The sequence below is a fragment of the Limosilactobacillus panis genome (assembly GCF_019797825.1).
Taxonomy (GTDB): Bacteria; Bacillota; Bacilli; order Lactobacillales; family Lactobacillaceae; genus Limosilactobacillus; species Limosilactobacillus panis_A.
This window is the reverse complement of the sequence record NZ_CP081855.1, coordinates 616,007-635,251: the sequence shown is the minus strand read 5'-3', so window position 1 is coordinate 635,251 and position 19,245 is coordinate 616,007. Positions and strand designations below refer to the sequence as shown.

At 48.1% G+C, this 19,245-nt stretch carries 17 protein-coding genes and 1 tRNA gene; 4 read left to right on the top strand and 14 right to left on the bottom strand.

Translation table 11 applies throughout. From position 1 onward, the window contains the following. Positions 1–35: 35 nt before the first annotated feature. Positions 36–581 (top strand): LURP-one-related/scramblase family protein, encoded by a 546-nt coding sequence (locus KZE55_RS02890; RefSeq protein WP_222259148.1) that lies wholly within the window; start codon positions 36–38, stop codon positions 579–581. 34 nt (positions 582–615) lie between these two features. On the opposite strand, the gene KZE55_RS02885 is transcribed toward KZE55_RS02890, so the two are convergent. After that, positions 616–1,473, bottom strand: coding sequence for a LysR family transcriptional regulator (locus tag KZE55_RS02885; protein WP_261313314.1), 858 nt, complete (start codon positions 1,471–1,473; stop codon positions 616–618). Between the two features lie 132 nt (positions 1,474–1,605). On the opposite strand from KZE55_RS02885, the gene KZE55_RS02880 reads away from it, so the two are divergent. Beyond that, entirely contained in the window at positions 1,606–2,646 is a 1,041-nt protein-coding gene (locus tag KZE55_RS02880) for an LCP family protein (RefSeq protein WP_261313295.1), read from the top strand. A gap of 251 nt (positions 2,647–2,897) precedes the next feature. Here the strand turns inward: KZE55_RS02880 and smpB are convergent, their stop codons facing one another. The 11 genes from smpB to gap all read right to left on the bottom strand — a co-directional run bounded on the left by smpB (position 2,898) and on the right by gap (position 16,673). Then, a complete protein-coding gene (gene smpB, locus KZE55_RS02875; RefSeq protein WP_222259144.1) occupies positions 2,898–3,371 on the bottom strand; it encodes an SsrA-binding protein SmpB in 474 nt (157 codons plus the stop codon). An 18-nt stretch (positions 3,372–3,389) separates the two neighbouring features. Continuing rightward, complete coding sequence (rnr, locus tag KZE55_RS02870) at positions 3,390–5,759, bottom strand: ribonuclease R (protein ID WP_222259142.1); 2,370 nt, start codon at positions 5,757–5,759, stop codon at positions 3,390–3,392. Then, the gene (locus KZE55_RS02865; protein WP_222259140.1) at positions 5,743–6,519 is read right to left on the bottom strand and encodes an alpha/beta hydrolase; all 777 of its coding nucleotides are present in this window, start codon (positions 6,517–6,519) and stop codon (positions 5,743–5,745) included. The genes rnr and KZE55_RS02865 overlap by 17 nt, the downstream gene beginning before the upstream one ends. A 68-nt stretch (positions 6,520–6,587) precedes the next feature. Next, the gene (gene secG / locus KZE55_RS02860) at positions 6,588–6,827 is read right to left on the bottom strand and encodes a preprotein translocase subunit SecG (RefSeq protein WP_047769351.1); all 240 of its coding nucleotides are present in this window, start codon (positions 6,825–6,827) and stop codon (positions 6,588–6,590) included. A gap of 64 nt (positions 6,828–6,891) precedes the next feature. After that, the gene (locus KZE55_RS02855; protein ID WP_222259138.1) at positions 6,892–8,433 is read right to left on the bottom strand and encodes a ClC family H(+)/Cl(-) exchange transporter; all 1,542 of its coding nucleotides are present in this window, start codon (positions 8,431–8,433) and stop codon (positions 6,892–6,894) included. A gap of 118 nt (positions 8,434–8,551) precedes the next feature. Next, entirely contained in the window at positions 8,552–9,934 is a 1,383-nt protein-coding gene (locus KZE55_RS02850) for an amino acid permease (protein ID WP_222259136.1), read from the bottom strand. 191 nt (positions 9,935–10,125) lie between these two features. Next, a complete protein-coding gene (ptsP, locus tag KZE55_RS02845) occupies positions 10,126–11,850 on the bottom strand; it encodes a phosphoenolpyruvate--protein phosphotransferase (RefSeq protein ID WP_222259134.1) in 1,725 nt (574 codons plus the stop codon). 185 nt (positions 11,851–12,035) lie between these two features. Next, the gene (eno, locus tag KZE55_RS02840; protein WP_222259132.1) at positions 12,036–13,358 is read right to left on the bottom strand and encodes a phosphopyruvate hydratase; all 1,323 of its coding nucleotides are present in this window, start codon (positions 13,356–13,358) and stop codon (positions 12,036–12,038) included. An 88-nt stretch (positions 13,359–13,446) separates the two neighbouring features. Continuing rightward, positions 13,447–14,199 (bottom strand): triose-phosphate isomerase, encoded by a 753-nt coding sequence (gene tpiA / locus KZE55_RS02835; RefSeq protein WP_222259129.1) that lies wholly within the window; start codon positions 14,197–14,199, stop codon positions 13,447–13,449. 169 nt (positions 14,200–14,368) lie between these two features. Further along, on the bottom strand, positions 14,369–15,574 hold the full coding sequence (locus KZE55_RS02830) for a phosphoglycerate kinase (RefSeq protein ID WP_222259128.1): 1,206 nt from the start codon (positions 15,572–15,574) through the stop codon (positions 14,369–14,371). A gap of 85 nt (positions 15,575–15,659) precedes the next feature. Next, entirely contained in the window at positions 15,660–16,673 is a 1,014-nt protein-coding gene (gene gap, locus KZE55_RS02825) for a type I glyceraldehyde-3-phosphate dehydrogenase (protein WP_222259125.1), read from the bottom strand. A gap of 252 nt (positions 16,674–16,925) precedes the next feature. On the opposite strand from gap, the gene KZE55_RS02820 reads away from it, so the two are divergent. After that, a tRNA-Arg gene (locus tag KZE55_RS02820) sits at positions 16,926–16,997 on the top strand. Positions 16,998–17,129: 132 nt separating this feature from the next. On the opposite strand, the gene KZE55_RS10225 is transcribed toward KZE55_RS02820, so the two are convergent. Beyond that, positions 17,130–17,261 (bottom strand): hypothetical protein, encoded by a 132-nt coding sequence (locus KZE55_RS10225; protein WP_261313294.1) that lies wholly within the window; start codon positions 17,259–17,261, stop codon positions 17,130–17,132. Between the two features lie 665 nt (positions 17,262–17,926). Between KZE55_RS10225 and clpP the strand changes: the two genes are divergently transcribed. After that, positions 17,927–18,520 (top strand): ATP-dependent Clp endopeptidase proteolytic subunit ClpP, encoded by a 594-nt coding sequence (gene clpP / locus KZE55_RS02815; protein WP_047769336.1) that lies wholly within the window; start codon positions 17,927–17,929, stop codon positions 18,518–18,520. 69 nt (positions 18,521–18,589) lie between these two features. On the opposite strand, the gene KZE55_RS02810 is transcribed toward clpP, so the two are convergent. Then, a complete protein-coding gene (locus KZE55_RS02810) occupies positions 18,590–19,243 on the bottom strand; it encodes a histidine phosphatase family protein (RefSeq protein WP_222259123.1) in 654 nt (217 codons plus the stop codon). Between the last annotated feature and the right edge of the window lie 2 nt (positions 19,244–19,245).

Genomic DNA, 19,245 nt, shown 5'->3' with positions numbered 1-19,245 from the left:
AAGTTTAATAACTAATTGAGGATGGTGGTGAGTTCGTGCGCAAATTGTATCTTCGTGACCATTCAACCGACTTACACGGAACAACAGTTGTCCGTGATGATCAAGGAAGATCATGTTACCTGCTGGTGGGTAAGTGGGGAATGCACCACGACGTTTTGTCGTTATATGCCATTACTGGTGAATTACTGGCGGAGGTCAAGCAGCTCTCCCTCGGTTTGTTGCCAAAGTTCGGTCTATATGAGCACCGCCACCGGGTGGGGACCGTTGGTAAGTCCTTTGGTTTTGTCCGCCAGGTTGTCTATATCCGAGGACTTAACTGGATCATCGTCGGGTCACCTTTAAGTAACCGTTACCGGGTCTTTGGTGCCGGTAAACTGGTTTTTGCCCTTAAGCCGGTTCAGTTTTCCGGTACATACTGCCATGAGCTCCGAATAACGAGGCGGGAAGATGAGCCCCTGGCCATCCTGGTTGCCAGTGTTCTCGACCACTGGGCCCGCGGTGGACAGTTTGATACCAATAAAGTCCAATTTAAGAACCGGTCCCTCTCCGATAGTTTTGGGATGGAGTACCGACTTAAATAAGTTCATAATATTTAGGTCTCGCTAGAGTTGCTATCTAGTGAGATCTTTTATTTTCCATTAAGAGATTGATAAAACGCTTGGCCAAAGGACTCAGCTGAGCGCCACTTTGCCACACTATTTCAATTTGTGACTTCCACGCCGGGTAATCGACAACCGTCAACGGCACTTTAGTATAGGTCTGCGCAATCAGCTGAGGAACAACTGCAATCCCCATCCCCTGGTTAGCCCACATGATGGCTGTCCGCGCGTCATCACACTTCACACAGTAGTGCGGCATTACCCCCTGACGGGCAAAGGTATCGTTAAAGATAGCCTCAAAACGGCGGTAGATAATCAGCGGTTGCTGGTCAAAGTCGGTGATCCCCATTTGCCCAGTGGGAAATTGGTACCGGTCGTGGTCCCCCAGTGCTACCATCCGGTCCTGATACAGGGGACGTTGTTCAAGTCCCCGGGTGTTAAACGGGGTCCGGACAATCGCCAAATCAAGCAGGCCACTATTCAACTCGTCAATTAGTGCCATCGTGTTGCCTTCCGTAATGGCAAAGTTAACCCGGGGGTAGTCCGCCGTTAAATGCTGCATTCCCGTATTGGGAACGAGTTCCCCCGTCGACGAAATCAGTCCTAGGTGAATCGTCCCAATTCGACCGGATTTCTCCTTACTAAGGGCCTCCCCTGCTGCCTGACCAAGTTTCACCATTTGTTGGGCATAGCCTTGGAAGGTCCGACCGGCGGACGTTAAAGTGATGCCATGAGCGTTGCGCAAAAAGAGCTTCACGCCCAGCTCCTTTTCCAACTGTTTCATCTGGTACGATAGCGGCGGCTGGGCCATGTACAGCCGTTTCGCGGCCGCCGTGATTTGTCGTTCCTGCGCTACTACTAAGAAAGCCTGCAGCTGTTTTAGGTCAATTAAAAAAATACTATTTTATAATTAGTGAAATTAAAAAAATAGATAACTGAGGGGGATTATATGAACCAAAAGTTAGTTAGACTAATTGTATATATCACAATATGTCAGGAGATTATTATGAAAAGAGAAGCGGTAAATCATCATTATATTAGGTGGGGACTGATAATAACCGTCGTCCTCGGGTTACTCTGCCTAATCGGCTACGAATACCACCATTGGCGGTCCGCCGCCAACGAAATTCACACAAGGAGTAGTGCCACCAGTACCGCCCTGATCAACAAGCACCAGCCTTTTAGTGTCCTAGTAATGGGAACTGACGTAGAAGCCCTTGGTCGTGGCACTTCCTATGCCGGCAACACCGACACAATGGAAGTGATCACGGTTAATCCCCGGAAAAAGCGGATTACCATGGTAGCCATCCCCCGGGACACCCTGGTCAAAGTCCAGACCAAAGCGGGAACCCGCTATGTTAAGATCAACGCTGCCTACGCAATCGGTGGACCCCACCTCGCTAAGCAACAGGTCAGTGAACTAATCGGTGTTCCGATTAATTTTTACGCCCTTACTAACATGGGGACTCTAAAAACGGTCGTCAATGCCGTGGGCGGGGTTAACGTCAATAATCCTTTCGCCTTCACCTATGAAGGACACCACTTTAAGAAGGGGTGGCAACATCTAAACGGTAAGGACGCCCTGAAGTATTCACGGATGCGCTACGACGATCCAAATAACGATTATGGGCGACAAAAGCGGGGCCAACAAGTTCTCCAATCAGTCATCAGCTCTTTCAAGCAGCGGGGCTCTTTAAAGGCCGCCAATGAAATTATCACGGCCGCAAAAGACGGAGTCAGAACTGACCTCCCCCTTAACCACCTTTCTAGTCTCTACATCAATTACCACTCCGCAATGGGTCACACCAGTAAAGACCACCTCCAAGGTAAAGATGCCCAAATCGACGGGAACGATTTCCAAATTGCCACGGCCAGCGAAATTAACCACGTCTCTAAGGAGCTTTGCCAATCATTGGACCTTCCATTCCACCGGGTTGTTAACAATGAGACCCGGATGAACAAGGACCAAAAAAGCTGGAATGGCTACAACCAGCTTAACTACCACCTCCCGGATGGGGCCCACTACAATGTCCTGATTCAAAAATAAAGAAACAAGAGGGGTTGTGAGATAAGTTTCCTGTATAGCTGTGCTACAGCGCAGTACATAAAGAGGGCTCTAGTGTTCGGATTTTCCGAACACTAGAGCCCTCTTTATGTTTGACTTGCTTTACTTCGCCAGGGATTCCCTACAGGCTAGCTTCGTGTCTAGCGCTGTGTAACAAGCCCATCGATTACGGAGCACTCTAATGCTTTTCTACGCAAAGTCAAACAAAATATTTCTACGCTTCGCTTTCTTTCTTAGTAGTGCTTCATTACCCGTTCAATTTCACGATTTTGCTCACGGCGCTTAATTGCTTCCCGCTTATCATACTGGTGTTTCCCCTTGGCAACACCCATCAAAACCTTGGCATAGCCATGTTTGATGTACATCTTAAGAGGAATTAAGGTAACTCCCTTATCCTGCAGAGCGCCCACCAGACGGTGAATCTCCTTCTTATGAAGGAGGAGCTTACGGTTACGAAGCGGATCCTGGTTAAAGATGTTTCCATTATCGTACTCGCTAATGTGAACATTCATCAGCCAGGCCTCGCCGTTTTTTATCTGGGCAAAACCATCCTTGAGGTTAACCCGGTGGGCGCGAACAGATTTAATCTCCGTCCCAGTCAGCACCAGGCCAGCCTCAACCGTGTCCGTCACAAAATAGTCGTGACGGGCCTTTTTATTTTGGGCAATCAAGTTGTCATTATTCTTTTGTTGGGATCTTTTTGCCATTTTATCCCTCCGTTAATTTTAATGGCGCCGCCCTTGTGAATGGTGGTCGCGTGAATTATTGTGGTGACGCGTTTGCCCCCGGTTAATCTGCCGGTTATTAACGTGCCCATTGTGCTGGTTATGATCATGGCGCTTGACGTGACCATGGTTACCCCGCCGCCGATTCCGATTTCCGCGACGACGGTTATCATGTTCGTGAGGGACCCGGATCTTGGTCTTCGGCGCGTCCTGCGGGTTAACCAGCTCAAAGTCGATTTCCCGGAGGTCCTTGTCGACCCGCAGTAACTTAACCTTTACCGGTTGTCCGATTTGGAAGATCCGGTGGGTCTTGCGCCCAATCAAGGCCATGTGCTTTTCGGAGTACTCGTAATAGTCATCATTCATCACGCTGATATGGATAAGTCCTTCAACGGTGTTTTCTAGTTGGACAAAGAGGCCGAACTTCATGACGGAACTGACCACGGCATCGAAAGTTTCTCCAACATGGTCTTCCATGTATTCAGCCTTCTTCATGCTGTCAACGTCCCGCTCGGTGTCAATCCCTCGCCGTTCGGTGACGGATGTATGTTCCGCAATCTCCGGTAGTTTATCACGCCAAGCGGCCTTGGCCTTTTCACCCTTACCGTGTTGGGCATACCACTTTATCAGCCGGTGAACCGTGTCATCCGGGTACCGCCGAATTGGCGACGTAAAGTGGGTGTAATACTTAGCGCCCAGGCCAAAGTGCCCCAGTTCCTCGTCAGAGTACTTGGCCTGTTGCATACTCCGCAGCATCGTTACCTGAACCATCTGCTCTTCCGGCTTTCCGGCAACGTCTTTCAGGACGTTTTGCAGCATCTTGGGCTTAACATTGTTCACGTCACCATGGACGTTGATCCCAAAGACACTCAAGAAGTCAACAAACGACTTAATCCGGTCCTTATCCGGGGTCTCGTGGATTCGGTAAAGGAAGGGAACGTGCTCATCAAAGTAGTGGTGGGCAACCGTTTCATTGGCCGCCAACATGAATGATTCAATCATCCGTTCAGCCAGTCCCCGTTCACGGAGCTGGATGTCAATTGGGTGCCCCTTATCATCAACAATAATCTTTGCTTCCGGCGCTTCAAAGTCAATTGCCCCCCGCCGTTTCCGATTCTTCAAAAGAATCTTGTGAAGTTCTGCCATGGTTTCAAACATTGGCACGAGGTCCTTGTAGCGGTTAATTGTCTTTTGGTCATGGGCTTCCAGGATCCGGTTAACGGCCTTGTAGGTCATCCGGGCATGAGATTTCATGACACTGGGGAAAATGCGGTGCTTAACAATCTTCCCTTGGTCGTTGATTTCCATTTCACAACTCATTGAGAGCCGCTCTTCACCCGGGTTTAAGGAACAAATACCATTGGACAGGCGCTTCGGCAGCATCGGGACGACCCGGTCCGTCAGGTAAACCGATGTCCCCCGCTTGAAGGCTTCCTTGTCGAGCGGGGTCCCCGGTTGAACATAGTGGCTGACGTCCGCAATATGAACCCCAAGGTGGTAGTTACCGTTATCAAGCTTCCAAGCAACGACAGCATCGTCCAAATCCTTGGACTCAATGGCATCAATGGTTACCAGGGGCTGGTTGGTAATGTCCTTGCGCCCCTTCTTTTCTTCGGGAAGAACGTGCAACGGAATTTTATTTGCCTGCTCCATTGCTTCCTTAGGAAATTCATGGGGAACATCATGAGCATAGATAACCGAGAGAATATCAATTCCCGGTTCATCCTTGTTCCCGATTACCTCTGTAACGGCCCCGGTGAGGACCTGGGGTGACTCGTCGTCGGGATAGGTCTCAACGGTCGCGGTCACGACCTCGCCGTCCATGGGCTTGAGACCCTTGTCAGTGACAAAGAAGCGGAACTGACTTAGTTTCTTATCCTTCAAGAGGATCTCACCGATGTAGTTACCAACGGTTTCCTGCTTGAATTCACCCACGACCCGTTCGTAGTTGTGTTCCAGGATCTTGGTAACCATTGCTTCTGGGCCCTGGCCCGCTGCGGGGTCACCGGCCTTCAAGGCCTTGACTTCCACCTGGTCGCCATTAAGGGCATGCAAGGTGTGGTCGGGATTAATAAACATGTCAGGCAAGTCGGGGTCGTATTCTACGAAGCCGAAGCCCTTGTCGTTTCCATGGAACGTCCCCGTAATCGGTTCTTGTTTAATAACCGCCTCAAACTCGCCCTTATCGGTTACCCGGACCTTCTTATCCCGTTCAAGCTGGGCAAGGGTCTGGACGATTGGCGTGAATTGCTCGGCATTATCCATATCGAGCGCGTGCGCAATCCGCTCAGCGGAGTAACTGATTCCGGCGTTCTTCGTCAGGAAATCGAGAATATTGTCTTTTAATTTCGTCTTATTGTTGATTGTCATTTGTTACCTCAAATAAATTATTCAAATAGTTTTCAACGTCGCTAAAGAGCTGACGGTGTGCTGAATTTACGGTTAGTAAGTGGGTGGCATCCGGATAGTAGTGAAAGTCAACTGGTGTCCCCTGGGCAAGTAAACGGTCACGGAGCTGGGCCCCTGAATTGGGGTCAATCATTTCGTCCTTACCGCCCTGGGCAATAAAAAACGGCCGGTGAATCCGGTTAAGGTTGACGGCCAGTTGACGGGCAAGCTTTTTAATATCATTGAGCTGGGCGGGTAACCGCTCATTAAGCCATGCTAACCGTTCACTAATCAATTCCGGCTCTGTATGTACCCGCCGGTAGTACTTTTCGGCGAGTGTCGGAAAATATTGGGGAACATTTGAATCTCCCCAGGTTGTTATTGGTGAGGCAAAAACACCCCCACCAAGTAAGGACGGGTCCTCTTCTAAGGCCCACGTTGCCAGCAGGCCCCCTAGTGAAAGGCCAAAGATGGCAATCTGGTCCACCCCCGTGTCCCGCAGGTGGAAAATAGCCATCCGGGTATCATCCTGCCAGTCAGCCGGGCTCCCCTTTTTGAGGATCTCGCGGGGATCGCCCCCGTGTCCCGTAAAAAGTGGTGCACAGACCGTGTAGCCAGCCCAGTTAAGCTGCCGACCAAGCATCCGGACGTCGTTGCTATTACCCGTGTAGGCATGCAGCAGGATCACTCCCTTCTTCCCGCTGTGCGGAAAGAAGAAGGTTTCACCAGTATAGGTCTTCATCTCACCATCCCCACTTCTTAATAAAAAGACCCCCTGAAACTGCTCCAGGAGGCACAAACTTAGAAAACCTAATGTGACGATACGTAAACTAAGGCAAGCGCCAAGATGAAGAAAAGTGCCCCACAGATTGTGGTCACAATTTGCATGACGGCTTCAAATCCCCGGGCCTTGCGCCGGGAGAAAAGATCACCGGCACCACCAGTCAAGGCAGACATCGCATCGTTATCGTTTTTAGCTGGTTGCATCATTACACATGCAATCATGATTACACATACAATTAAAAAGATTGTCATTAAAGTATTATACAAGGATCTTCCTCCTAATTTATACCGGCTATATCTCTAATATCATATCATATTACAACCGTGATTTCTATACATTCGCATAGTGCGCCGCCCGGCTGATCCGTTTATAGGCCTGGTTATTATTTGTTTGGACGGCGTGAACGATGATTGTGTCACCGGCAGCAAGAACCGTCTGGCCATTCGGAATAATCCGCTCTTCACCCCGGTAGATGGTCGTGACGATACTCGAGTACGGCCAAACAAAGTCGGCAATTTTCTTACCGTCCAGGATGGATCCCGCGTAAATCGTCACTGACATCTCAACCTCGTGTTGAACAGCAGGGGTGTGCTTACCGATAAAGTTATTGAACATTGCGGTATAAACCGGCTCCCCATGAAGGCCATCAACAACCAGGTAAGCGACCATGGCCACGATTGCCAGGGGCATCAGGTGGGCCAGTGAGCCGACCATTTCCGTAATCAGCAAAATGGCGGTAAAGGGGGCCTTACTGATGCAGGCAAAGTAACCAGCCATCGCGTAAATAATAAAGTTCGGTAGGTAGCGAACCGGCAGCAAGCCCAAGCGAACCATCAAAGCACAGTAGACGGCCCCCAGTACAGCTCCCAGGGTCAGGATCGGTAAAAAGATTCCCCCGGGAAGCTGTGAGCTATAACTAATCATTGAAAAGACAAAGCGGAGGACGAAAAGTCCGACAAATAGGCTCAACGAAAACGGGAGGTTGGTCAGCCCGGTGATCAGCTGGTTCCCCCCACCCAGGGTGAGCGGGAAGTACCAGGCAACCGGCATGACTAACAGAAACGGTAATACGGGATACGCGTAAGGGGGAACCCACTTCAGCTTCCCGGTCCACTTATCAAGGTTCAAAATGATCACCTGGTAGAAACGCCCTAACAGGCCCAGTACCAGGCCAAGGACGACCAGCTGCCAATAGAGGCCTGTCGGTAGCATGTGGTGATAGGGCACCGCTAATACCGGCTGCAAGCCAAAGAAGGTCATCGACACCATGTTGGAGCACAGGGAACTGACAAAGGTCGCCAGCCAAATCAAAGGCGAAAAGTTGTGGTAAACCTCCTCCAAGATAAAGATCGTGCTGGCAATCGGGGCGTTAAAGGCAGCGGCCAAACCGGCAGCGGCCCCACTGGCAATCCCCAGCTGGCGGTTTAGCTTGCCAGCGTGGAAGCTCTCGGCCAACCCCTGGCCAACTGCGGCCCCGAGTTGGATTGACGGTCCTTCCCGACCGAGGTAGAGCCCGGACCCAATCGCCAGGATTCCCCCGATGAACTTTCGCCAGAGGACCGGCCACCATTTTTCGTCAAACTGACTAGTCAACTGCCCCTCAATCTGCGGAATCCCGGACCCCTTGATATTCGGGTAACGCTGGGTCATGATTCCCAGGATTAGAGCCAAAATCACGGAAGCCAGTGCCCACCAAATCAGCCCCGTTGGGTGGTGGTGAAAGTAGCGGAAACTAACCGTGACAAAGCCCAGCAAGTGTTGGATGGATAGGCGAAAGACGCTAACCACGAGGCCCGTCAAAAGGCCAATTAAGATGGCGCACAAAACCTGGACGAGCTGGTTATGACGATGAATAAATTCTCCTCTGTTCATAAATAGGTCCCTTCAGAATAAGCTAAAGGATATTGTACTACAAAAGCGGCCAAGTGCCACGCCCCCGCAAATAAAAAAAGAGCACCGTCATTATACTAGTGCTCCTTAGTCTAAATTTTTAAGCCTTTTCCCGGCTCAAGCCATGCCGCAAGAGGTAAATCAGGACTGCCAGGATGAGAACCACTGCCCCCACAATGACCGATACCCGGGTATCCGGGTTGATGAACATGAAGACCACAATGACGATCAACATGATAAAGGCGAAGTAGTTGGAGAATGGGTACAGTGGCAGCTTAAACGGGTGATTCGTCATTAAATCGGGGTTGTTGTGCCGGAAGCGCAGTTCCGCCAGTAGGATGACAAACCAGGGAATCATCCCCGGAAGGACAGACGAGCTGAAGACAATCACGAACATGTCTGCCGTAGACTTACTGTAAATAGACGCAACAATATCAACGATAAAACCAACTAGGATTCCACCTGAAATTCCTAAGATAGCGGCATCTGGAACGACCCGCTTGGAAAGGCGACCAAAGATACTTGGTGCATCCCCTTCGTGAGCCAATTTAAAGAGCATCCGGCTGGAACTGTAAATTCCAGAGTTTGCCCCCGAAAGCGCCGCCGTTAGCACAACAAAGTTAATAATGGAAGCGGCCGCCGTAATTCCCACCTTGGCAAAGGTAGAAACGAATGGTGAACCAACACTGCTCAGCTTATTCCACGGGTAAATTGTAACAATTACAAAGATTGCGCCAATGTAGAAAATCAAAATTCGGAACAAAACGGACTTAACGGACTTAACAATTGCCTTTTGGGGGTTGGCAACTTCACCAGCGGAAATTCCCAGCAGTTCAATTCCTTCGTACGAACCAACAATAATCGACATGGAGAAGAAGAATCCGCTCACCCCGCCAGTAAAGAAGCCACCGTGGGACCAGAGGTTGCTAAAGCCGGTTGGCTTGCCGCCGTTCCCGAAGCCAAAGAAGATTACCAAGAAGCCAAGAATAATCATGAAGATAATTGTAATCACCTTAATCATTGCAAACCAGAATTCCAGTGAACCATAGGCTTTCGCACTGGCAAGGTTAGCCAGAACCAAGAAAATAATGATGACAATTCCGGCAATCCAGGTATGCATGTGGGGCCACCAATATTTAAGGTATTCCGTGGCGGCCACTACTTCCGACATCCCAACGACAATGTATTCGAAGACGTTTGCCCACTTAGCGATGTAACCAGCTAAAGGGTGAACGTACTCGGTTGCGTAGTCAGCAAACGACCCGGTCCCGGGGTTAATGTAAATCATCTCCCCGAGCGCCCGCATCACGATATACAAGATTAAACCAACAAAGGCGTACGCCAGCAGGACAGACGGTCCCGTCCACTTGATTGTGGAAGTGGCCCCCATAAATAGACCGACCCCGATGGCACCACCAAGTGAAATCATTTCCATCTGGCCGGCAGTCATCGACCGACGCAACTTCGGTGCTGAATTCTTCATACTAATCGATTCCCTTCCGTAATCAGTTAACAGTTACAAAGTATATTATAGTTTCCCGTGATTTTCTATATTCTTCTCATCATTTTTTAACTTATTAGTGGAAAGTTCAGTTGACACTTTATTTAAAAAGCAAAACAGCTGGTAAAAATAATTTAAATTAGCTTCACTAGCTATTATTGTCATTTCTTCGCTTAGTTGTTAGCCAGCCAGTCACGGACCAGTTGCTCGACTTCTTCATTAGTGACGCAATTATTAACTGCCTCATTAACCAGGTCGCTGCACTTCTGCGTGTCGAGCTTGCTCATCATCATCCGGGTTTGGAGGATTGAAGGAGCGGACATGGAATACTCATCCAGCCCCATCCCCATTAACAGGGGTAGTGCCAAGCGGTCACCCGCCATCTCGCCGCACATCGCCACCTTGGTATTATGACGGTGACCGGCATCAATCACGTGTTGGATCAGCCCCAGGAAGGCCGGATTGAGTGGCTGGTAGAGGTTAGCCACCGCATCATTCCCCCGGTCGGCAGCAAAGTTGTACTGAATCAGGTCATTCGTCCCGATGCTGAAGAAGTCAACCTCCTTTGCAAACTGGTCAGCGTTGATTGCCGCTAGGGGAACCTCAATCATCATTCCCAACTTGATGTCGTCACCGAGCCCCGGCTGGTCCGCCTGGAGCTCTGACCGGCACTCATTAAAGATTTTTTCTGCTGCCCGCAGTTCAGCAATCGTCCCGATCATCGGAAACATGATGGAAAGGGGGCCAAACTGCGAAGCCCGAATCAGAGCCCGTAGTTGGGTTTTAAACATGTCCGGGTGCTGAAGACTAATCCGGATAGCCCGGTAACCTAAGAAGGGGTTCATTTCCCGTGGCAAGGGAAGGTACGGCAAGGGCTTATCGCCCCCGATATCAAGGGTCCGCACCACAACGGGTTTGCCTTCCACCCCGCTTACGGCTTGGCGGTAGGCAGTAAACTGCTCTTCTTCGGTTGGCATATGGTCGCTTTCCATGTAGAGAAATTCCGAGCGAAAGAGGCCAACCCCATCCGCTCCCTGCCGGGTAGCATCTGCAACATCATCAGGATTACCAATATTAGCCTCAATGGCGAAGCGCTGACCGTTTTTGGAGACAGAGGGCGCATTAACTAGCTGGGCCCAGTTTTGCCGCTCCTCCGTCAGTTCGTGAGCCTTGTCCCGGTAGCTCGTAACCTTGTCCTGAGTTGGTTCGACGAAGACAACCCCGCGAAGGCCATCGACAACCATCAGTTGGCCATCCCGGGTTAATTCGGCCGCGTGTTCCGTCCCGACCACCGCCGGGATCCGCAGCGTCCGGGCCATAATAGCGGCATGGCTGGTCCGCCCACCGATATCTGTAACAATACCCTTGATGAATTTCTTATCCATCTGCGAAGTATCAGAGGGGGTCACTTCATGGGCAACAAGGATTACCGGATGATCGATTGTTGAAATGTCCGGGAGCTTCTTGCCCATCAAGTTAGCCATGGCCCGTTTGGCAACATCCTTAACGTCACCAGCCCGTTCTTTAAAGTAGGGGTCGGTCATCTGGACCATGGTCTGAGCAAAGCGGCTGGTTACCCGGTCAACCGCCTCTTCGGCACATAGTTGCTGCTGGTCAATCAGCTGCTTAACCTGGCCGAGTAACTCGGGGTCCGAAAGAATGGCGATATGGGCATCAAATACTTGGAGGTCTTCATCAGCGAGGCGCCCGCGAGCGTTTTTCTTAATGCGCCGTAATTCATCGGTGGATTCATTGAACGCCTGTAGCACCCGCTTGTATTCCGTCAAGGTATTATTGACCCGCCGCTTCTGGTAATGTAGGTCGGGTTCCACCAGGCGGTAAACCGGGGCAATTCCAATCCCTTCACTAGCGGCAATCCCTTTAATCTCTTTGGCCATCGTATTTCCTCCTCTGTTGGTCGGTCCTAAACGACCATTCCTTAACATTATAGCGCAGGTCAACCAAAAACGAAGCGGTTTCAATAATTTAGTCTGCCAGCATTATCATTTAAAAACAAAAGTAGCCTCACCAACCTGGTCGTTCTCCAGATTAGTAAGGCCACCTGGCCAATTAATTACTTAAATTAACGGTTTTCAATATCTTGACGAGCTTGTTCACTCAGGTTGTAGAAGGAGTGAATGCCCTTGTATTGAGCAACATCGCCAAGGTTGTCTTCGATCCGCATCAATTGGTTGTACTTAGCAAGACGGTCAGTCCGGCTCATGGAACCAGTCTTGATTTGACCGGCGTTAGTAGCAACAACCAGGTCAGCGATTGTCGTATCTTCAGTTTCACCAGAACGGTGGGAAACAATAGCCGTGTAGCCGGCTTCCTTAGCCATTTCGATAGCTTCAACAGTTTCGGTCAAAGTACCAATCTGGTTCAACTTGATCAGGATGGAGTTAGCAGCACCCATCTTGATACCCTTCTTCAGGTAATCAGTGTTGGTTACGAAGAAGTCGTCACCAACTAATTGAACCTTCTTACCAAGTTCCTTGGTTAAGGTTACCCAGTCATCCCAGTTGTTTTCGTCAATTGGGTCTTCAACAGAAACGATTGGGTACTTTTCAATAATTCCAGAAAGGAACTTAATCCATTCGTCAGTGGTGTATTCTTCACCGGTGGACCAACGAAGCTTGTACTTCTTGGTGTCGTCATCCCAGAGTTCGGAAGCGGCCACGTCAAAGGCGATGGCAATATCCTTACCTGGCTTGTAACCAGCATCCTTAATAGCCTTCAGGAGGTATTCGAATGGTTCTTCATTGTTAGCAAAGTCAGGAGCAAATCCACCTTCGTCACCAACAGAGGTTACCTTACCAGCGTCTTCCAATTCCTTCTTCAGGGCGTGGAAAGTTTCGGAGCCCCAACGAATGGCTTCACGAACAGTTGGTGCACCAACTGGCATGATCATGAATTCTTGGAAGTCAACCTTGTTATCGGAGTGGGCACCACCGTTGATAACGTTCATCATTGGTGTTGGCAATACGTGCGCATTGAAACCACCAAGGTAGTTGTAAAGAGGTACTTGCAATTCATCAGCAGCGGCCCGTGCAGCAGCTAATGAAACGGCCAAGATAGCATTGGCACCAAGCTTACCCTTGTTAGGAGTACCGTCTAACTTAATCATTGCCTTGTCGATGGCGATTTGGTCAGTAACTTCCATCCCCACGATTTCTTTAGCAATAACGTCATTAACATTAGCAACGGCCTTCAGTACACCCTTGCCGCCAAAACGGTTCTTGTCGCCATCACGAAGTTCAACGGCTTCGTGTTCACCAGTAGAAGCACCTGATGGAACAATTCCACGGCCAACACCGCCAGCTTCAGTATAAACTTCAGCTTCAACGGTTGGGTTACCACGTGAATCAAGAACTTCACGTGCATAAATATCTGTAATAAGTGACATTTGATGAATCTCTCCTCTGTCTTAAATTCGATAGCAATCGCGCTACTTCATTAACATTGTATTATTTTGCACAACTAAAAACAAGCATTTAATGGTTAACTATTTCTAAAAAAGTTTCTGCGTCCAGACTATCCGCACCAACAAGGACACCATCAATATCAGCGGTCGCCATCAGTGCACTGGTGTTTTCTGGAGTGACACTCCCACCGTAAAGAATCCGGACGTCATCGGCCACCGCATCACCGTACATATCGCTAATTGTTTGGCGAATCAGGTAACACCCCTCCTCAGCCTGGTCAGGATTGGCACTCTGACCACTACCAATTGCCCAGCTGGGCTCATAGGCAACGGTAACTTTACGAATATCGTTGGTGGTTAGTCCCTTTAAGTCAGCAAGAATCCGGCCGACAACCCAGTGGACCTTATCATCCTTAGCAATCCGGCGTCCCATCGTGTCATCACAGCAGACAATCGGGCAGAGGCCATTGTCAAGAGCCGCTTTCACCTTTTTATTGATCAGTTCATCGTCCTCATGAAAATACTTCCGGCGTTCAGAATGGCCAAGAATAACATGGTGGATTCCTGCCTGGTACAGAGCAAAAGGACTCGTTTCCCCCGTATAGGCCCCAGCATTCTTGTAAAAACAGTTTTCCGCCATTAATTTCAGTGGTGAACCGGTTGCCGCCCGCATCATTGGCATCAGGCACAGAGTTGGTGCCGCCAGGGCCGTTTGCAATTGGTTAGCTGGTGGCAGCCGATCCTTAATTTCTTTAACAAACGTAACGGCTTCATCAACGGTCTTGTTCATTTTCCAGTTACCGGCAATAATCGGAATACGCATAAAATCCCCCCTATTTTGGTGGGTGATCAGTACCCTTGAGTAACTGCCCACGTTGCCGTTCTTAAATTTCCTGGACATTACATAAAGAGGTTCCACCGCTTCACAATCTTCAGCGGTGGAACCTTATTTATTATCACAGGAGGCCAAAAGTGTCCTCTTGTCTAATCAATTATTTTTCAGAAATTGCGGCAATTCCTGGCAAAGTCTTCCCTTCGAGGTAGGTCAGTGAAGCACCACCACCAGTAGAAATGTGGGTCAACTTGTCAGCAACACCCAACTGCTTAACGGCAGCAGTGGAGTCCCCGCCACCAACGATGGTAGTTGCGTCGTCTAGGGTACCGAGGAACTTTCCGATTTCCAGTGTTCCCTTAGCAAAATTAGACATTTCAAAGACACCCATTGGGCCGTTCCAAACAACCGTCTTGGCGTCCTTTAGAACGTCTTCATACAGTTTGATAGTCTTAGGGCCAATGTCAAGGGCCATCCAGCCATCGTCAATATCGCCTTCAACAACCTTGGTGTTGGCGTCATTATTAAACTTGTCAGCAACCACATTGTCAACTGGTAGTACCAGCTTGTCGCCAGCCTTATCCAGGATTTCCTTGGCAACATCAATCTTGTCCTTTTCAACTAAGGAGTTACCAACCTTAATTCCCTTGGCAGCGTAGAAGGTGTAAGCCATCCCACCACCAATGATGATCTTATCAGCCTTGTCTAACAAGTGGTCAATAACACCAATCTTGTCAGAAACCTTGGCACCACCAAGGATAGCAATGAATGGGCGTTGTGGGTCATCAACAGCGTTCCCCAAGAACTTGATTTCCTTTTCCATCAGGTAACCAGCGGCAGCCTTGCCTGGCATGTTGGTGGCAATTCCAACGTTAGAAGCATGCTTCCGGTGAGCAGTACCAAAGGCATCATTAATGAAGACATCACCGAGTGAAGCCCAGTACTTACCTAATTCAGGGTCGTTACCAGATTCACGCTTGACATATTTGCCATCCTTAACATCTTCATAACGGGTGTTTTGAACCAGTAGAACATCACCGTTATTCATGTTGTCAATGGCATCTTCGAGTTGCTTACCTTCAGTTACAGGAACAAAGGTAACTGGCTTATTCAGTAGGTTGGAAAGCCGTTCAGCAACCGGGCGCATTGACAGGCCTGGCTTGTCTTCCTCCATCTTAACCCGACCTAAGTGGGAGAAGAGGATTGCCCGACCACCGTGTTCAATGACATACTTGATCGTTGGCAAAGCAGCCACGATTCGGTTGTCATCACCAACAACGCCATCCTTAATCGGCACGTTAAAATCAACACGCATTAATACTTTTTTACCTTCTAATGGTAAATCTTCAACAGTAAGTTTAGCCATGTTTATTAGCTCCTCCTTTAAGAAAAAAAGTGGTTGGAGTTTCCTCCTCCCACCTTTTGTTTAGTACTTTTAGCTAAATGTCGGATTAGAGTTCAGCAAAGTGAAGCAGGGTCCGAATCATGTTGCTAGTAAAGCCGTTTTCGTTGTCGTACCATGCAACGGTCTTAACTAATTGAGTACCATCTTCAGCTTCCATGATTTCAGTTTGAGATGGGTCAAATACAGAACCGAAAGTAGAACCAATGATATCACTAGATACGATTGGGTCTTCAGTATAACCGTAAGCAGGGTTGTTCTTAGTAGCTTCCTTCATAGCGTCGTTAACTTGGTCAACAGTGACCTTCTTGTTCAGAACAGAAACAAGTTCAGTCAAAGAACCAGTAGGAACAGCAACACGTTGTGCGTGACCAGAAAGCTTACCGTTCAATTCAGGAATAACCAGGCCGATAGCCTTAGCAGCACCACTTGAGTGAGGAATAGTGTTAATAGCTGCAGCACGGTTGTTACGGAACTTCTTGCCACGTGGTTGGTCAAGGACAGCTTGGCTACCAGTGTAAGCGTGGATAGTAGTCATCGTACCAACCTTGATACCGAAGTTCTTGTTAAGGAAGTATGCCATTGGGGCAAGGCAACTAGTGGTGCAAGAACCCGCTGAAACAATCTTGTCATCAGCCTTTAAAGTATCCAAGTTAACACCAGGAACAACAGTTGGAATGTTACCAGCAGGTGCGGAAATCAGAACACGCTTTGCGCCGGCATCCAAGTGTGCTTGTGACTTTTCTGCAGAAGTGTAGAAACCAGTACATTCAAGGACAAAGTCAACACCGTCGTTCTTTACCCAAGGAATGTTACGTGCGTCACGTTCTGCGTATACAGGGTATTCCTTACCATCAACAACGATACCCTTGTCAGTAGCGGAAACTTCACCGTTAAACCGGCCTTGGGTTGAGTCGTACTTAAGCAGGTAAGCCAACATTTCTGGTGAAGTCAAGTCGTTAATAGCAACAACTTCAATGTCATCAGTGTTGAGTTCGTGAATACGACGGAATGCTAAACGACCGATACGGCCGAAACCATTAATACCAATTTTTACAGTCATACTGCAAATTCCTCCTTTAGGAAAAACATAATAAGTGTCTCATCTAACGAAATTAATGGTTGAAAACCACCACACTATTCCGTCAGACAAGGTACAAAGCCTTACGCTCTTAATAATACTCATCTTGTTTGGAATTGTCTATTCAATCACCTCAGAAATTTAGTTTTTTCTTGTGAAAACGTTATCTTGATTAAAAAATTCAAATAATGCTTGCATTTTAATATTGGATAAGATATTATAGTATTCGTTGACGCGCCCTTAGTGTAATGGATCGCACGTGAGATTCCGGTTCTCGAGATCCGAGTTCGACTCTCGGGGGGCGCACTTTTGTTTAAGAAAAGCTGACGGATTTATCTTCCGCCAGCTTTTTTATTTTACAAAGCGAACCCCGAAAAAAGGAGGGTAGGAAACGCTTCTCTGCGTTTCCTACCCTCCTTTTTATATTAAAATTACTTTTTACTTTTCTTCAGCTGGCTTTTCCTTAGCCCACTTACGAATAGCTTCAATCTTCTTTTCTTTTAATGCTCGCTTGTACTTAGGAGCAACTGGGCGACGGCCTTGTACGCCGTATGGGTGTGCTTTACGCATAGCTATATGCCTCCTTATTGTGTTCGTAAATGAATTAACGTTCCAATTATACCGGGCTACGGTATAAAAAGCAAGTCCTGACAAAATTATGCTCCCTAACGATGAATTTTCTCTCTAGTAACCATCATTTTCTGAGAAACGACAACCCTTACCAGACAGCACTTCAGGATAACAGCCTAGACCAATTTATAAAATATCTTGAAAAATATTGCTATATTAGGTATTGCAAATCAGACCAATTTAGTGTACTATTCTAAATGAACTTAAAGAGCGAACTTAAAAAGAAATAAAATAACTGACTGCTCTAGGAGGATTTTATTATGACTAATACTAACGAATTAAATGTTTTTGTAACCACCACTGATTGGAAGGCCCTTGACCACCAAAGTGCTAATGCTGAGTTGAGCCTGTTATGCGCTAACATTAATAAGAAATAATAAATACCAGCAGCTGGCCCGCGTTGGCCAGCTTTTTTATTTACACTTTATTAAATAATGATAAAGGTCAATCATCTTTCTTCCTTGTTATGGGTGAAAATGGCATAATATTAGCGGTCAGTATAAATAGGTGGTAAATTATTTGACCTTTTTTGACCAATCGAGTATAGTATTAATATCAGTTAGCAACTATTGCTAACGAGTGCTAATTAACAAGGAGGCCACAATATGAACTTAGTTCCAACTGTCATTGAGCAGTCTTCACGTGGCGAACGTGCCTATGATATCTACTCACGGCTTCTGAAGGACCGGATTATCATGCTTTCTGGTCCAATCGAAGACGACATGGCAAACTCAATTGTTGCGCAGCTCCTCTTCCTGGATGCGCAAGACTCAACTAAAGACATTTACCTATACATTAACTCACCTGGTGGTGTTGTTACTTCCGGAATGGCCATCTACGACACGATGAACTTTATCAAGTCAGATGTGCAAACAATCGTTATCGGGATGGCGGCTTCAATGGCCAGTGTCCTGGTTTCATCCGGAACAAAGGGTAAGCGGTTCGGCTTACCACACTCCCAAGTCTTGATTCACCAGCCATCTGGTGGCGCTCAAGGTCAACAAACTGAAATTGAAATTGCGGCAACCGAAATTCTGAAGACCCGGAAGATGATTAACGGCATCTTGGCAAAGAATTCTGGTCAACCAATTGAAAAGATCAACCGTGATACTGAACGTGACCACTACTTAACCGCTCAAGAAGCGGTTGACTACGGTCTGCTTGACGGGATCATGGAAAACAACTCCAGCTTGAAGTAATTTGATTACTGAATTGAAAAAATGCAAGCGGGAAGGAAACCTTTGTGGATTTCCTTCCCGCTTTTTCTATTAAATTGCGAACTGATTATAGCCCGCCACGCGTGCGTGGTGGTCTTTGATAATTAACTTCATTAATGCCCCATTAGCGGGGTTTTCGTACTGATCCCGATTACCAAACACCGTCGCCAGGTACTGAATGATAGAACCATGACTAGCAACAACGACATTACTTTCTGGCGGCAAAGATGCGAAGAGATCGAGCATCTGACCTACCCGTTGGTCCAACTCGGCACTATCCTCAGCCAGGTGGGCCGGGTCGGCCTGCTTGAGAAGATCATGGGCCTTCTTGACCCCAAACTCAGCCACTAAATCACCAATCCGGCGGAACCGTTTGCCGCCGAGGTAACTGGCCCAAATTGCCCCCTCTTCATTACTGTGCCCTTCGAATGACCCGTAGAAGACCTCCCGAAAGTATTTTTTCTGCGTTGGGTGACTGATATTAGGGAATTTAAGCTGGTCAATTATGATTTGGGCGGTGTCAATCGCCCGCTTCAAATCACTGGAAAAGAAGTAGTCAATCTTCAATGGTGCCAGCACCTTGGCGATTTTGACCGCGTCATCGTGTCCCTTAGCGGTCAATGGGGTATCTGACCACCCCTGGAGCCGGGCAAAGCGATTAAAGTAGGTCTCCCCGTGTCGAATAAAATATACAGTTGTTGCCATCG

Coding starts and splice junctions, on each gene's coding strand:
- KZE55_RS02880 (WP_261313295.1), top strand. CDS start 1,606: ATGAAAAGAGAAGCGGTAAATCATCATTATATTAGGTGGGGACTGATA.
- smpB (WP_222259144.1), bottom strand. CDS start 3,371: ATGGCAAAAAGATCCCAACAAAAGAATAATGACAACTTGATTGCCCAA.
- rnr (WP_222259142.1), bottom strand. CDS start 5,759: ATGACAATCAACAATAAGACGAAATTAAAAGACAATATTCTCGATTTC.
- KZE55_RS02865 (WP_222259140.1), bottom strand. CDS start 6,519: ATGAAGACCTATACTGGTGAAACCTTCTTCTTTCCGCACAGCGGGAAG.
- KZE55_RS02855 (WP_222259138.1), bottom strand. CDS start 8,433: ATGAACAGAGGAGAATTTATTCATCGTCATAACCAGCTCGTCCAGGTT.
- KZE55_RS02850 (WP_222259136.1), bottom strand. CDS start 9,934: ATGAAGAATTCAGCACCGAAGTTGCGTCGGTCGATGACTGCCGGCCAG.
- ptsP (WP_222259134.1), bottom strand. CDS start 11,850: ATGGCCAAAGAGATTAAAGGGATTGCCGCTAGTGAAGGGATTGGAATT.
- eno (WP_222259132.1), bottom strand. CDS start 13,358: ATGTCACTTATTACAGATATTTATGCACGTGAAGTTCTTGATTCACGT.
- tpiA (WP_222259129.1), bottom strand. CDS start 14,199: ATGCGTATTCCGATTATTGCCGGTAACTGGAAAATGAACAAGACCGTT.
- KZE55_RS02830 (WP_222259128.1), bottom strand. CDS start 15,574: ATGGCTAAACTTACTGTTGAAGATTTACCATTAGAAGGTAAAAAAGTA.
- gap (WP_222259125.1), bottom strand. CDS start 16,673: ATGACTGTAAAAATTGGTATTAATGGTTTCGGCCGTATCGGTCGTTTA.
- KZE55_RS10225 (WP_261313294.1), bottom strand. CDS start 17,261: ATGCGTAAAGCACACCCATACGGCGTACAAGGCCGTCGCCCAGTTGCT.
- clpP (WP_047769336.1), top strand. CDS start 17,927: ATGAACTTAGTTCCAACTGTCATTGAGCAGTCTTCACGTGGCGAACGT.
- KZE55_RS02810 (WP_222259123.1), bottom strand. CDS start 19,243: ATGGCAACAACTGTATATTTTATTCGACACGGGGAGACCTACTTTAAT.